General features: G+C 70.5%; 11 protein-coding genes and 4 tRNA genes. 8 read left to right on the top strand and 7 right to left on the bottom strand.

The window, feature by feature from the left end:
• Nucleotides 1–598 precede the first annotated feature (598 nt).
• Nucleotides 599–805 (top strand): developmental transcriptional regulator BldC, encoded by a 207-nt coding sequence (gene bldC, locus ACZ32T_RS35290; RefSeq protein ID WP_003949541.1) that lies wholly within the window; start codon nucleotides 599–601, stop codon nucleotides 803–805.
• Between the two features lie 547 nt (nucleotides 806–1,352).
• Here the strand turns inward: bldC and ACZ32T_RS35285 are convergent.
• The 3 genes from ACZ32T_RS35285 to hrpA form a co-directional block, all read right to left on the bottom strand.
• Nucleotides 1,353–1,676 (bottom strand): DUF6274 family protein, encoded by a 324-nt coding sequence (locus ACZ32T_RS35285; protein ID WP_467371491.1) that lies wholly within the window; start codon nucleotides 1,674–1,676, stop codon nucleotides 1,353–1,355.
• Nucleotides 1,677–1,817: 141 nt separating this feature from the next.
• A tRNA-Asp gene (locus ACZ32T_RS35280) sits at nucleotides 1,818–1,892 on the bottom strand.
• A gap of 116 nt (nucleotides 1,893–2,008) precedes the next feature.
• On the bottom strand, nucleotides 2,009–5,941 hold the full coding sequence (gene hrpA, locus ACZ32T_RS35275) for an ATP-dependent RNA helicase HrpA (protein WP_467371489.1): 3,933 nt from the start codon (nucleotides 5,939–5,941) through the stop codon (nucleotides 2,009–2,011).
• A 233-nt stretch (nucleotides 5,942–6,174) separates the two neighbouring features.
• Between hrpA and ACZ32T_RS35270 the strand changes: the two genes are divergently transcribed.
• Together ACZ32T_RS35270 and ACZ32T_RS35265 are read left to right on the top strand one after the other, a co-directional pair.
• Nucleotides 6,175–6,972, top strand: a complete 798-nt coding sequence (locus tag ACZ32T_RS35270) for a DsbA family protein (protein WP_467273076.1) — start codon at nucleotides 6,175–6,177, stop codon at nucleotides 6,970–6,972.
• Nucleotides 6,969–7,799, top strand: coding sequence for a cytochrome c biogenesis CcdA family protein (locus ACZ32T_RS35265; RefSeq protein WP_467273075.1), 831 nt, complete (start codon nucleotides 6,969–6,971; stop codon nucleotides 7,797–7,799). The genes ACZ32T_RS35270 and ACZ32T_RS35265 overlap by 4 nt, the downstream gene beginning before the upstream one ends.
• A 39-nt stretch (nucleotides 7,800–7,838) precedes the next feature.
• Here the strand turns inward: ACZ32T_RS35265 and ACZ32T_RS35260 are convergent.
• The 4 genes from ACZ32T_RS35260 to ACZ32T_RS35245 all read right to left on the bottom strand — a co-directional run bounded on the left by ACZ32T_RS35260 (nucleotide 7,839) and on the right by ACZ32T_RS35245 (nucleotide 9,752).
• Nucleotides 7,839–7,915 (bottom strand) — tRNA-Phe (locus tag ACZ32T_RS35260).
• Between the two features lie 23 nt (nucleotides 7,916–7,938).
• Nucleotides 7,939–8,013: transfer RNA gene (locus ACZ32T_RS35255), tRNA-Asp, on the bottom strand.
• 39 nt (nucleotides 8,014–8,052) lie between these two features.
• Nucleotides 8,053–8,125, bottom strand: a tRNA-Glu gene (locus tag ACZ32T_RS35250).
• 91 nt (nucleotides 8,126–8,216) lie between these two features.
• The gene (locus ACZ32T_RS35245) at nucleotides 8,217–9,752 is read right to left on the bottom strand and encodes a metallophosphoesterase family protein (protein WP_467371487.1); all 1,536 of its coding nucleotides are present in this window, start codon (nucleotides 9,750–9,752) and stop codon (nucleotides 8,217–8,219) included.
• A gap of 124 nt (nucleotides 9,753–9,876) precedes the next feature.
• On the opposite strand from ACZ32T_RS35245, the gene ACZ32T_RS35240 reads away from it, so the two are divergent.
• The 5 genes from ACZ32T_RS35240 to ACZ32T_RS35220 all read left to right on the top strand — a co-directional run.
• Nucleotides 9,877–10,230 carry a metallopeptidase family protein gene (locus ACZ32T_RS35240; protein ID WP_015578045.1) on the top strand — a complete coding sequence of 118 codons (354 nt, stop codon included), beginning with the start codon at nucleotides 9,877–9,879 and terminating at the stop codon, nucleotides 10,228–10,230.
• On the top strand, nucleotides 10,227–10,724 hold the full coding sequence (locus ACZ32T_RS35235; RefSeq protein ID WP_467273073.1) for a fluoride efflux transporter FluC: 498 nt from the start codon (nucleotides 10,227–10,229) through the stop codon (nucleotides 10,722–10,724). Before ACZ32T_RS35240 ends, ACZ32T_RS35235 begins: the two co-directional genes overlap by 4 nt.
• The gene (locus tag ACZ32T_RS35230) at nucleotides 10,721–11,104 is read left to right on the top strand and encodes a fluoride efflux transporter FluC (RefSeq protein WP_467371485.1); all 384 of its coding nucleotides are present in this window, start codon (nucleotides 10,721–10,723) and stop codon (nucleotides 11,102–11,104) included. Before ACZ32T_RS35235 ends, ACZ32T_RS35230 begins: the two co-directional genes overlap by 4 nt.
• A 119-nt stretch (nucleotides 11,105–11,223) precedes the next feature.
• Nucleotides 11,224–11,781 carry a hypothetical protein gene (locus tag ACZ32T_RS35225; protein ID WP_467371483.1) on the top strand — a complete coding sequence of 186 codons (558 nt, stop codon included), beginning with the start codon at nucleotides 11,224–11,226 and terminating at the stop codon, nucleotides 11,779–11,781.
• A gap of 239 nt (nucleotides 11,782–12,020) precedes the next feature.
• Nucleotides 12,021–13,864: DEAD/DEAH box helicase (locus ACZ32T_RS35220; RefSeq protein ID WP_467371481.1), on the top strand; the 1,844-nt coding region annotated here is incomplete at its 3' end.

Genomic DNA, 13,864 nt, shown 5'->3' with positions numbered 1-13,864 from the left:
TCCTGTGAGGTGTCCGACATCCGTGGGCGCCGAGGGAGCCCGGCGGAGGTGAACGGAGATGTCCTGAGGGGAACTGACGGGCCGTGAACCGGCCCCGGGTGTGACGCGTGCGACAGGTGGGGCGGGAGGTCACTCGCAGGGTCCGGGACCTACGTCCCGAACCGGGCCTTTGCCTCAAGCGTGATGGATAGCACTTACGGGGCCCTTGCGCCCTTCCCTACTCCTCATGCCAAAATAGGACAAGGAGTCCGGGGAGGACTCTGTCCGCCCAACTATGGGCGGAATGCTCAGCATTGCACGCTATGGGGGGTCTGACGACTTCTGACGACTCCTGGTTGTCCTGTGACTGATCGTTACTGGGGCGTGACTGTCCGCTATGGCATGGTCCATCGGCTTCCGTCGCTGATGAACACCTGGGAGGGCAATTCCATCGGTTTGGCCGACGTGGCTGGACGGATGGTGTAGTTGTAGTGCCGAAGACAAGCCGTTCGTCCTATAACCGACTCGGCCCGCGTCCGCCATTTCGGGCAACGCGGGTCAAGGTGCAGAATTTAGAGGAAAGAACCGAGATGGTTCGGTTCTCCCGAGGAGGCCGCTCATGACCGCTCGCACCCCTGATGCCGAGCCGCTGCTGACCCCGGCTGAGGTTGCCACGATGTTCCGCGTGGACCCGAAGACGGTCACCCGTTGGGCAAAGGCTGGCAAGCTCACGTCCATCCGCACGCTCGGTGGGCATCGCCGGTACCGCGAGGCAGAGGTCCGCGCACTGCTTGCGGGTATTCCGCAGCAGCGCAGCGAGGCCTGACACACCCCTGTCGCCGCAGCCACAACAGGGCGCTGAAGGGTCCCCCAACCCCCGGCGTCCCCACTCATAGCTCCACACGACGGGCGCCCGCCCCAACGGGCGCCATCCCGGCGAGATGCGGGTACGTCGTTCGATCGCGCTGGACTCCGCCGGGTCCAGCGCGATCTTTTTTGTGCCCGGAGCGGTGCGGGAGGGCTGCCCGGGTGGACTCCCGCCGGCGCGGGGAGGGCGTCCGAGGGGTGTCCGAACGGTCCTGCCGGGCGCCCGAACCTGCCGACGGGTCGGTTTGCGGGGCGGCTGTGTGCGACTCCGGTCGGGGGTGTTCGGGACTGTTCGCCCGGGTCCCTGGCGTCGTGGGGCAGCTCGGGCGGAACGGTCCGGGATGTACTTTCAGGGCAGTGCAATTGCACATATTAAATTCGCCAGTTGTAGGAAGTGCGTAAAGTACCCCCCACGTAAAACTGATTCAGTGACTCCCGTCACACCATCGCGGTCTTGCCTACTACGAGCCTGCCACTGCGGAAGGGCGTCCGGCTGCGGCAGATGGTCATGTCGTGGGAGGACTTTCGTCCACGGGGTGACGCGTGGGGGCTCCCGTACCGGCCGTCTCGTCCTCCGGCGGCGCCGCCCCGGCGGAGGTTCCCCGTGCGGGGGCGTCGGTGGCGGTCTCCGGGGACGGGGGCGGCCCGGTCGCGTTGCCGGCCTGCCGTGCCGTGCGCGGCTCCTGTGGGGCCGTCAGCGGCTCCATGGCGAGCCGCAGCAGGCGGTGGCAGATCGGACAGTGCCGGGTGAGGTGGCGGTAGCCGGAGGCGGCCGCCAGATGGGCGCGCAACAGTGCGCGGGTCTCGTGCTTTTCCGTGGGCGCAGACATGCGTGCGGCCTCCCGGTGGACCCGGCCGCCCCGCATCGAGGAAAGAGGGACGGACTCCGTCCTACGGGGTTACCCGCGGCAGGAGTCGGCGTCAAGAAGCACGGAAGCCCGGATCCAGGGGATCCGGGCTTCCGTCTACTGCGGTCCTGACGGGATTTGAACCCGCGGCCTCCACCTTGACAGGGTGGCGAGCACTCCAAACTGCTCCACAGGACCAGGTTTTCGCTGCCTGCCTTGCGGCCTGCTGCGAATCCAGACTGTACAGGAGGTCCGAGGGCCAGGTCGAACTCACTCACCGTGCGGACGTCGTCACGGCCCCGCAGGGTGCCCGCTCACGGGGCAGCGGCGTCGATCGCCTTCACGATCCGCTTGTCCGAGACGGGCTGCGCGGTGCCCAGGGCGTGCGCGAAATAGCTCACCCGCAGCTCCTCGATCATCCAGCGGATGTCCAGGACCTCCTGGGGCACCGGCCGTCCCTGGGGCAGCTGTTCGAGCAGCCAGGCGTACTCGTCCTGCATCTCGTGGACCTTCTCCATGCGCGTGGTGTCGCGCTGGACGTTCGTCGGCATCTGCTGGAGCCTGCGGTCCTCGGCGACCAGATAGCGCATCAGGTCGGGCAGTCTGCGCAGTCCGGTCGCGGTGACGAACCCGGGCGGCACGAGGCGCGCCAGGTGGTCCCGTACGTCCGTGACGTTGTTGATCAGGACCAGGCTGTTCGTCGACTTCAGCCGGCGCTCGCAGGCCTGCCAGGCGGCCAGGATCTGCTGCACCTGGCCGATCGTGCGGACGGTGAGGTCCACGAGGTCGGCGCGCACCTTGTCGTACAGCTTCCGGAACGACGCCTCGTCCCAGGCCGGGCCTCCGTGCGCGGCGATGAGCCGGTCGGCCGCCGCCGTCGCGCAGTCGTCGAAGAGTGCCTGGATCGAGCCGTGCGGATTGCGCGACAGCGCCAGCTTCTGCTGGTTGGTGAGCTTGTCGGAGGCGAACTTCGCGGGGTTCACCGGGATGTTCAGCAGGATCAGCTTCCGGGTGCCGCGCCACATCGCCTGCTGCTGCTCGGCCTCCGTGTCGAAGAGCCGTACGGCGACGGTCTTCCCCTGGTCGGAGAGGGCCGGATACGCCTTCACGGGCTGGCCTGCGCGCCGGGTCTCGAAGACCTTGTCCAGGGTGCCGATCGTCCAGTCCGTGAGCCCCGAACGCTCGATGGACTCACCGGAGGGCCCCGCGGTGGCCGCGGCGGCCTGGGAGAGGGCCTGACGGGCCTTGGGGCGCAACTGGACCTTCAGCGCCTCCAGGTCCTTGGCCTCGGCGACCTTGCGCCGCCGCTCGTCGGTGATCCGGAAGGTGATCTTCAGGTGGTCCGGGACCCGGGACAGGTCGAAGTCGTCGGCCGTGACCGGGACGCCCACCATCCGCTGGAGCTCACGGGCGAGCGTCTGCGGCAGCGGCTCCTGGAGCGGCACCGCGCGCTCCAGGAACTTCGTCGCGTAGTTCGGGGCGGGGACGTAGTGCCGGCGGATCGGCTTGGGCAGCGAGCGGATCAGCTCCGTGACCACCTCCTCGCGCAGGCCCGGGATCTGCCAGTCGAAGCCCTCGGAGGTGACCTGGTTGAGCACCTGCAGCGGGATGTGGACGGTCACACCGTCGGCGTCCGCGCCGGGCTCGAACTGGTAGGTCACCCGGAACTTGAGCTTCCCCTGCCGCCAGGAGTCCGGGTAGTCGTCCTTGGTGACGGTGCCGGCCTTCTCGTTGATGAGCATCGAGCGCTCGAAGTCGAGCGCGTCCGGCTCGTCACGGCGCTTGTGCTTCCACCAGGAGTCGAAGTGAGCCCCGGAGACGATGTGCTCCGGAATCCGCCGGTCGTAGAAGTCGAAGAGCGTCTCGTCGTCCACGAGGATGTCGCGTCGCCGCGCACGGTGCTCCAACTCCTCGACCTCGCCGAGGAGTTTGCGATTGTCATGGAAGAACTGGTGGTGGGTCCGCCAGTCGCCCTCGACCAGGGCGTTGCGAATGAACAGATCCCGCGACGCCTCCTGGTCGATACGGCCGAAATTGATCTTGCGCTGGGCGACGATCGGTACCCCGTAGAGCGTGACCCGCTCGTACGCCATCACCGCCGCCTGGTCCTTCTCCCAGTGCGGTTCGCTGTAGGTGCGCTTCAGCAGGTGCTGCGCCAGCGGCTCGATCCACTCGGGCTCGATCTTGGCGTTGACCCGCGCCCACAGCCGGGACGTCTCGACCAGCTCCGCCGACATCACGAACCGGGGCTGCTTCTTGAACAGCGCGGAACCCGGGAAGATCGCGAACTTGGCGCTGCGCGCGCCCACGTACTCGTTCTTCTCCGTGTCCTTCAGCCCGATGTGCGACAGCAGCCCCGCCAGCAGCGAGGTGTGCACCGACTGCTCCGGCGCGTCGGCGCCCGTCGAGGACTCCTTGACCTCGATGCCCATCTGCTTGGCCACCGTGCGCAGCTGCGCGTAGATGTCCTGCCACTCGCGGATACGAAGGAAGTTCAGGTACTCCTGCTTGCACATCCTCCGGAAGCTGGAGGAGCCCCGCTCCTTCTGCTGCTCCCGGATGTAGCGCCACAGATTGAGGAACGCCAGGAAGTCGGACGTCTCGTCCTTGAAGCGGGCGTGGTTCTGATCGGCCTGGGTCTGCTTCTCCGCGGGCCGCTCACGCGGGTCCTGGATGGAGAGCGCCGCGGCGATGACCATTACCTCGCGGGCGCAGCCGTTCTTCTCCGCCTCGATGACCATGCGGGCCAGGCGCGGGTCGACGGGCAGCTGGGAGAGCTTGCGGCCCAGCGGGGTGAGCCGCTTCTTCGGGTCCTTCTCGGCCGGGTCGAGCGCGCCCAGCTCCTGGAGCAGCTGGATGCCGTCGCGGATGTTGCGGTGGTCCGGCGGGTCGATGAAGGGGAACTTCTCGATGTCGCCCAGGCCGGCCGCGGTCATCTGGAGGATGACGGAGGCGAGGTTGGTCCGCAGGATCTCCGGGTCGGTGAACTCCGGACGCGTGACGAAGTCGTCCTCGGAGTACAGCCGGATGCAGATGCCGTCCGACGTGCGGCCGCAGCGGCCCTTGCGCTGGTTGGCGCTGGCCTGGGAGATGCGCTCGATCGGCAGCCGCTGGACCTTGGTGCGGTGGCTGTAGCGGGAGATGCGGGCGTTGCCCGGGTCGATCACGTACTTGATGCCGGGGACGGTCAGCGAGGTCTCGGCGACGTTCGTCGCCAGAACGATCCTGCGCCCCGTGTGGCGCTGGAACACCCGGTGCTGCTCGGCGTGCGAGAGGCGGGCGTAGAGGGGGAGCACCTCGGTGTGTCTGAGGTTGCGTTTGTTCAGCGCGTCCGCGGTGTCGCGGATCTCCCGCTCCCCGGAGAGGAAGACCAGGACGTCGCCGGGCGCCTCGTGATCCAGCTCGTCGACGGCGTCGCAGATGGCGGTGATCTGGTCGCGGTCGGAGTCGTCGGAGTCCTCTTCCAGGAGAGGTCGGTAGCGCACCTCCACCGGATACGTCCGGCCGCTGACCTCCACGATCGGTGCCTCGCCGAAGTGCTTGGCGAAGCGCTCCGGGTCGATGGTCGCCGAAGTGATGACAACCTTGAGATCGGGGCGCTTGGGCAGCAGGCGGGCCAGATAGCCGAGCAGGAAGTCGATGTTCAGCGACCGCTCGTGGGCCTCGTCGATGATGATCGTGTCGTACGCGAGGAGCTCGCGGTCCGTCTGGATCTCGGCCAGCAGGATGCCGTCCGTCATCAGCTTCACGAAGGTCGCGTCCGGGTTCACCTGGTCGGTGAAGCGCACCTTCCAGCCGACGGCCTCGCCGAGCGGGGTCTTCAGCTCGTCCGCGACGCGCTCGGCGACCGTGCGTGCCGCGATCCGGCGGGGCTGGGTGTGCCCGATCATGCCCCGGACGCCGCGCCCCAGCTCCATGCAGATCTTGGGGATCTGCGTGGTCTTGCCGGAGCCGGTCTCACCCGCGACGATCACGACCTGGTGGTCGCGTATCGCCTCCAGGATCTCGTCCTTCTTCTGGCTGACCGGGAGCTGTTCCGGGTACGACAGGGCGGGCATCCGCGCGGCGCGTCCCGCGAGCCGTTCGGCTGCCTTCCCGGCTTCGGCCGCGATCTCGTCCACCACGGACTGGCGGGCCTCGGGCTTGCGGATGCGGCGGGCACCCTCGAGACGGCGGCCGAGCCGGTGCGCGTCGCGGAGCGAGAGCTGCCCGAGCTGGGACTGGAGATCGGCGAAGGAAGTAGACATACGGATCCCAGGATCTCACCCGGGCGCGAGGACTGGCGAACCTATTTCGTCCGGGCCGTGTCACACCTCTCCCGGGAGGGCCCCGAGACGCCCTCCGGTCACCGAGCGGGACCTCGGCGTCACAGCACGTACCATTTCGGGCAACTGATCATCCGTTCCCCTCGCAGGGCGACCCGCGTTCCTCCCGCGGACCCCGCTCGCCCTCCCCGCACCGCACCCGCACGGAGCGCCGCATGCCCACGCCAGCCCGCCCCTCGCCCTCCGCGAACAAGCCGTCCCCGGCGAAGAAGCCTTCGTCCGCGAGGAAGCCGATGCTCTTCGGCCTCGTCGTCGTGCTCGCCGCCGGGCTGCTCGGTTTCGTCTCCTACCGGGCGACCGCCCCGGACGCACCCGCCTCCGACACCCCGGCAGCCGCCACGACCGCGGGACCGGACCCCGAGGTCTACGAGGAGCTCGCGGGACTGGCCCGGCGCGACGCCGGCGACAAGCTGGCCCAGGGCCGCACCGACGCCCCCGTCGTCCTCATCGAGTACGCCGACTTCCAGTGCGGCTACTGCGGGAAGTTCGCCCGGGACACCGAGCCGGAACTGATCAAGAGGTACGTCGAGGACGGAACCCTGCGCATCGAGTGGCGCAACTTCCCGATCTTCGGCGAGGAGTCCGAGGCCGCCGCACGCGCCTCCTGGGCGGCCGGCCGGCAGGACCGCTTCTGGGCCTTCCACCGGGCGGCCTTCGCCGAGGACGCCAAGGAGAAGGGCTTCGGCAAGGACCGCCTCAGGGCCCTCGCCCGGCAGGCCGGCGTGAAGGACCTCGACCGTTTCGCGCGCGACACCGACAGCGCGGCCGCCACCGAGGCGGTCCGCGAGGACCGGGAGCAGGCCTACGGGATCGGCGCCACGTCCACCCCGTCCTTCCTCATCAACGGCCGTCCCCTGTCCGGCGCCCAGCCCATGGCCGTCTTCACCGAGGCCATCGAGGACGCGGCGGCGGAGGAAGCCAACGTCGGCAGCGCCGGGGACCCCGCGAAGTGACCCCGGACATCGGCTACTTCGCCGCCCTCCTCGGTGGCCTCCTGGCCCTCGTCAGCCCGTGCAGCGCCCTGCTGCTCCCGGCCTTCTTCGCGTACTCCGTCGACTCCGCCTCACGGCTCCTGGCGCGTACGGGCATCTTCTACGCCGGTCTCGCCACCACCCTCGTCCCGCTCGGTGCCGCCGGCTCGTACGCCGGACGGCTCTTCTACGGGCACCGTGACGCGCTCGTCCTCGGAGCGGGCTGGCTGATCATCGGGCTCGGCCTCGCCCAGATCGTCGGGCTGGGCTTCGCCTCCCGGCGGATCGCGGCCATCAGCGGCCGTATCCGGCCCACCACAGCCCTCTCCGTCTACGCCCTGGGCGCGGTCTACGGGCTGGCCGGCTTCTGCGCGGGCCCCATCCTCGGCAGCGTCCTCACGGTGGCCGCCGTCAGCGGCAGCCCCGTATACGGCGGACTGCTGCTCGCCGTCTACGCGCTGGGCATGGCCGTTCCGCTGTTCGTGCTCGCCCTGCTCTGGGAACGCTTCGACCTCGGCCGCCGGGCCTGGCTGCGCGGCAGGCCGCTGCGGGCCGGCCGCTTCGAACTGCACAGCACCACGCTGCTCTCCGGCCTGTTCTTCGTCGGGCTCGGGGTGCTCTTCCTCGTGTACGACGGGACGACCGCGCTCCCCGGACTCCTGGACGTGGACGACTCGTTCGCCGTCGAGCAGTGGGCCCAGCGCCTCGGCGAGCGGGTGCCGGACGGGGCGGCGCTCACGGCCGTGGCGGCCGTCGTGCTGCTCGGACTGACCGTGCAGGCGGTGCGGCGGCGGCGTGACGCCGAGTGAGTACGGCGAAAGCCCCGTCCGGGGGACGGGGCTTTCGGGTGGTGGCTGGGGCCGGGATCGAACCGGCGACCTATCGCTTTTCAGGCGATCGCTCGTACCAACTGAGCTACCCAGCCACGCAGCTCATTACGGGCTGCAGCGGTCCTGACGGGATTTGAACCCGCGGCCTCCACCTTGACAGGGTGGCGAGCACTCCAAACTGCTCCACAGGACCTAGCTAATGTGCGAGACAAGTCTCGCACACTGTAAAGCGTGCCCCCAACGGGATTCGAACCCGTGCTACCGCCTTGAAAGGGCGGCGTCCTGGGCCACTAGACGATGAGGGCTAAGGGCCCACCTGCGCGCTTTCCAGCGCGTCGGGGACGTGAGAAGCATACGGGGTGTGGGGAGCTATCGCCAAAACGGTTTGGTCCTGCCCTACGGCGAGGCCGTCGAGGCGCTCGGTGAGGGGGCCGGATTCTTCAGGTTCTCCTCCGGGAGATGGCGGCTGACCTCGGCCGTCGTCAGACCCAGACCGCCCAGGGTGATCTCGTCCCAGGCCTGCAGATGCCGGGTGGGGCGGTCCAGGTAGAGCACCGAGGCGCGCACCTTCTCGGGCTTCTGGTTCTGCACGGCGCGCAGCCCGCCGCCGCCCGTGGAGCCCTCGACCTTCAGCCGCGTACCCAGGGGCAGCAGTTCGTTGACCCGGTGGTGCACATGGCCGGCCAGGACCAGCGGGACCGTGCCGTCCGTCTCACGCGCCGCGTTCGGGTCGTGCGCCACCGCGATGTCCACCGGGGTGCCCGCCCGCTTCTGGTCGCGGATCGCCGAGGCGAGGCGCATGCCCGCGAGCTGCTCGGAGGCCTTGCCGCCGGTGGGGCGTGAGCGGTCGGGGGTGAACTGGGGGTCGCCGGTGCCGGCGATCCGCACCCCGGCGACGCTCACGGCGTGGCCCTCGTCCAGTACGTACGCGTTCCTGGTCTTCCGCAGATAGTCCTGGGTCTGCCTGGAGTCGTGGTTGCCCCTCACCCACACATAGGGGGCGCCGAGGTCGCGGACGGGGTCGAGAAAGCCGTTCTCGGCGGCCGTGCCGTGGTCCATCGTGTCCCCCGAGTCGATGATCACGTCGATCTCGTACTGCTCGACGAGCGACCCGATGATGTGCCAGGCGGCGGGGTTGAGGTGGATGTCGGAGACGTGCAGAACCCGGATGGTCGCCGGGTCCGGCTGGTACACGGGGAGCGTGGACGTGGCGTCGTACAGCTTGGTGACGTTGGTGACGAGCCGGGCCAGTTCCTGCTGGTAGACGTCGAATTCGGTGACGATCGAGCGGGCGTCGCCGACGACCGAGGGGGCGCTGGAGAGCAGTCCGGAGAATTTCGGCTCCAGGACGGACTTCGGGTTCCAGGTGGCGTAGGCGCTGACGCCCGAAGCGGCCAGCAGGGCCAGGGCGAGGCCTCCGGCGGCCAGGGCGCGGCGCGGTCGCCGGTAGACGACGAGGCCGAGGGCGGTGGCGCCGGAGACCACGGCCACGCAGGAGCGGACCGCCAGCTCCCGGGTGCCGGTGGCGACGTCGTCGGTGACCTCGTCCTGGAGGCCCGAGAGGCGCTCCGGGTGCTTGACCAGGGCCTGGGAGCGCTCCGGGTCGAGCTGGTCGACGTCCACGTCCAGGCGGACCGGGGCGTGGTGGGAGTCCAGCTCCAGGGCGCCGAGCGGTGACACGTTGATCTTGGTGCCGCCGACCGCCGAGGGGCGCAGCGTCATGGTGGTGTCCATGGGCCCCACCGGCGTACGCACGCTGCCGACGACCAGCAGCCCGAGCCAGGCGCCCAGCACGACCACGGCCAGCAGGCCGAAGGCCCGCTTCCAGGGGTGCGCGGCGGGGGCGAGTACGCCGGCGGGGGCTGTGGCGCGCGAGCGGGAGCGGAAGAGGCGGCGGACACGGACGGCTGCGGCGTGGAACGGGCGTGCCATTGGGCGCGTATGCCCCGATCGGGCGGCGGGCATGCGGGACGGCGGGGTGCTGTGGGCCGGGCGGGTGGCCACCCGGGCGGGTGCGGCCCGCCCGTTCCCGCCCGGCGTACGTGACAATGGCCGGGTGCTGGAGATGACGCGCGAGGAGTTCGAAGAGCTGGTGAGCCTGGCTCTTGACCGGGTCCCGCCGGAGCTGATGCGGCTGATGGACAACGTCGCGGTGTTCGTGGAGGAGGAGCCGGAGGACCCGGAGGACCGGGAGCTGCTCGGACTCTACGAGGGCACGCCCCTCACCGAGCGTGGTGAGTGGTACGCGGGGGTGCTGCCGGACCGGATCACCATCTACCGGGGGCCGACGCTGCGGATGTGCGAGACCCGCGAGGACGTGGTCGCCGAGACGGAGATCACCGTGGTCCACGAGATCGCCCACCACTTCGGCATCGACGACGAACGGCTGCACGAGCTGGGGTACGGGTGAGCACCCAGGACCCACCGCCCGAGCGGCCCGTCGTCGACCCGGATGTCGACCTCTCCGTACCGGCGCAGCGCGACGAGACCGCGGGCGCGGGCAAGTGGCGGGTCCTGGCGGTGATCGCGGCGGGCGGCGCGGCCGGGGCCACGGCGCGGTACGCGGCGTCCCTCGCCTGGCCCACCGCCGATGACGGCTTCCCCTGGGCGGTCCTCGCGGTCAATGTGGCGGGCTGCGCCCTGATCGGTGTGCTGATGGTGCTGACCGCCGAGCGGCGAAGGATCACCCATCCGCTGGTGCGGCCCTTCCTGGGGGTCGGGGTGCTCGGCGGGTTCACCACGTTCTCGACGTACGCGGCCGATGTGGCCCGGCTGCTGGCGCGTCAGGAGGTGGCCACCGCGATGGCGTACGCGGCGGCGACGGCCGTGGCGGCGCTCGGCGCGGTGTGGGGGTCGGCCGCGCTCACCCGGGCGCTGGCGGACCGCCGGTGGCGGGCGGCGTGAACTGGCTGCTGATCGTCCTCGGGGGCGCGGCCGGGGCGCCGCTGCGCTATCTGACGGACCGTGTGGTGCAGGCGCGGCCCGGTCCGGGGAGGCCGTACGTCTTTCCCTGGGGGACCTTCACCGTGAACGCGGCGGGCAGCCTGCTGCTCGGCGTACTGACGGGAGCCACGGTGTCCTCACCGGTGTACGCGCTGCTGGGTACGGGGCTGTGCGGGGCGCTGACGACGTATTCGACGTTCTCGTACGAGACTCTGCGGCTGGCCGAGACGGGCCGCGGCTTCCTGGCCGGCGCCAATGTCCTGGCGTCCCTGCTGGTGGGGCTCGGGGCCGTGTTCCTGGGGGCGGAGCTCGCGGGGGGCTTCGGGGGCCCTGGCGGGTGACACACGCCGGCCGGCGAGTGTGCGGGTGTTGTGGCGGGGCGTGTCCCCGGCGGGTGCGGGGGAGTTGGACACATCGCTCTCCCCTTCCCGCCGTCTCTCCTCCCCGGAGGTGCCATCCCGTGCGCCAGTTGTCCGCCCGCGTCCGCCGGGCAGCCGTCACCGTGCTGACGATCGCCGCGTCCACAGGCTGTGTGAGCGTCGGCGACGACGCCGGGCAGCCGGCACCTTCGCGTACCGCCGGCGAGACAGGTGCGCCGGACCGTCCGGACGGCGGCACCGTGTCCGGCACCGGGCGGTCGGGACCGGGCGGTGGCCGTGCCGAGGCACAGTCCGACCGGGGTCCCTCCCGTAAGCCGGACGCCGAGGCCTCGCGCCGCGCTCCCTCGGCCGGACCGAAGGGCACCCGCCCGGAGCCCGGCGGCCCCGGCACCCCGGAACCGACCCGGGGCGGCCCGCTGCCCGCCCCGGAGCCCAGCGTGCCGGGTCCGGGTGAGCCGCCTCCAGTGCCGGTCACTCCCGAGGAGCCCTCGCCCTCGCCCGAGCCGGAACCCTCGTCGCCGCCGGAGCAGCCGTCGGCCTCGCCGGCCGCGCAGTCCCGTACAGATGCGATGGGGGCGCCGGGGCGGATCGAGGTGTGGCCCACTCCCCGGGTATCACCGCAGGTCGCGCCGGTGTGAGCGGGGTCGGGAGGGACCCGGTTTGCACGAATGGGGGGAGGGTGCGTATGGTAGTAGATCGTTTGATCCTATGCCCGGCGCCGACACAGAAGAGCGCCGTGTGGCGCGTACTCTCCCTTGCCGTGGCTGGACCGCATTGAGGCGGTCGAAATTGCGAAAACACGGAGTTACGGGCGCGTGCCGAGACTCCGGAAGGTTTCGCATTTCGCATGTCAATTTCCAGTTCTGACCACACCGTCATGTCCGAGAACGACGTCGAGAACATCGAGGTCGTGGAGGCCGCCGAGGCCGTAGTGGCGGCCCAGGCCCCCGAGGCGACCGACGAGACCCCCGCGACGGAGGCCCCGATCGCGGAGAGCCCCGCCACGGAGAACTCCGACGAGGCCGCCTCCGAGAAGTCCGACGAGGCCGGGTCCGAGAAGGACGCCGAGCCGAGCATCACCTTCGCCTCGCTCGGGCTGCCCGAGGGCATCGTCCGCAAGCTCGCGCAGAACGGTGTGACGGCCCCCTTCCCGATCCAGGCCGCGACCATCCCGGACGCCCTGGCCGGCAAGGACATCCTCGGCCGCGGCCGTACCGGCTCCGGTAAGACGCTCTCCTTCGGTCTGCCGACCCTGGCCTCGCTGGCCGGCGGTCACACCGAGAAGAAGAAGCCCCGCGCGATCATCCTCACGCCGACCCGTGAGCTGGCGATGCAGGTGGCCGACGCGCTGCAGCCCTACGGCGACGTCCTCGGACTGAAGATGAAGGTCGTCTGCGGCGGTACGTCGATGGGCAACCAGATCTACGCGCTGGAGCGCGGTGTCGACGTCCTCGTCGCCACCCCGGGCCGTCTGCGCGACATCATCAACCGTGGCGCCTGCTCCCTGGAGAACGTCCAGGTCGCGGTCCTCGACGAGGCCGACCAGATGTCCGACCTGGGCTTCCTGCCCGAGGTCACCGAGCTGCTCGACCAGATCCCCGGCGGCGGCCAGCGCATGCTCTTCTCCGCCACCATGGAGAACGAGATCGGCACGCTGGTCAAGCGTTACCTGAGCAACCCGGTCACCCACGAGGTCGACTCCGCCCAGGGCAACGTCTCGACCATGTCGCACCACGTCCTCGTCGTGAAGCCCAAGGACAAGGCGCCCGTCACGGCCGCGATCGCCGCCCGCAAGGGCCGCACGATCATCTTCGTCCGCACCCAGCTGGGCGCCGACCGCATCGCCGAACAGCTCGTCGAGTCCGGTGTGAAGGCCGACGCGCTGCACGGCGGTATGACGCAGGGCGCTCGTACCCGCGTCCTCGAGGACTTCAAGAAGGGCTACGTCAACGCCCTCGTCGCCACCGACGTCGCCGCCCGCGGCATCCACGTCGACGGCATCGACCTCGTCCTCAACGTGGACCCGGCCGGCGACCACAAGGACTACCTGCACCGCTCGGGCCGTACCGCCCGCGCCGGCAAGTCCGGTGTCGTCGTCTCGCTGGCGCTTCCGCACCAGCGCCGTCAGATCTTCCGTCTGATGGAGGACGCGGGCGTCGACGCCTCGCGCCACATCGTCCAGGGCGCGGGCGTCTTCGAGCCCGAGGTCGCCGAGATCACCGGTGCGCGTTCGCTGACCGAGGTCCAGGCCGACTCCGCGAACAACGCGGCCAAGCAGGCCGAGCGCGAGGCCGCCGACCTCACCAAGCAGCTGGAGCGCGTCCAGCGCCGTGCCGTCGAGCTGCGCGAGGAGGCCGACCGTCTGGTCGCCCGTGCCGCCCGCGAGCGGGGCGACGACCCGGAGGCGGCGGTGGCCGAGGTGGCCGCCGAGGCCGAGGCGGCGCTCATCGCAGCGGCGTCCGTGCCGGAGCAGCCGGCCGCGCGCGACGACCGTCGCGACGACCGGGGCAGCTTCAACCGCCGTGACGACCGTGGCGACCGCGGCGGTTACCGCGGTGGCAACGACCGCGGCACCGGCGAGCGCAGTGGCCGTCCCTCCGGTGGGACCGGCTACCGCGGCAGCAACGACCGTCCGTCGTTCCGCGGCAGCAACGACCGTCGTGAGGACCGTCCCTCGGGCGGCTTCCGCTCCGGTGGCGGTGACCGTCGGGACGACCGTGG

Source organism: Streptomyces sp. NPDC023573, from assembly GCF_055559735.1.
This window is presented reverse-complemented; position numbering and strand designations above follow the sequence as displayed.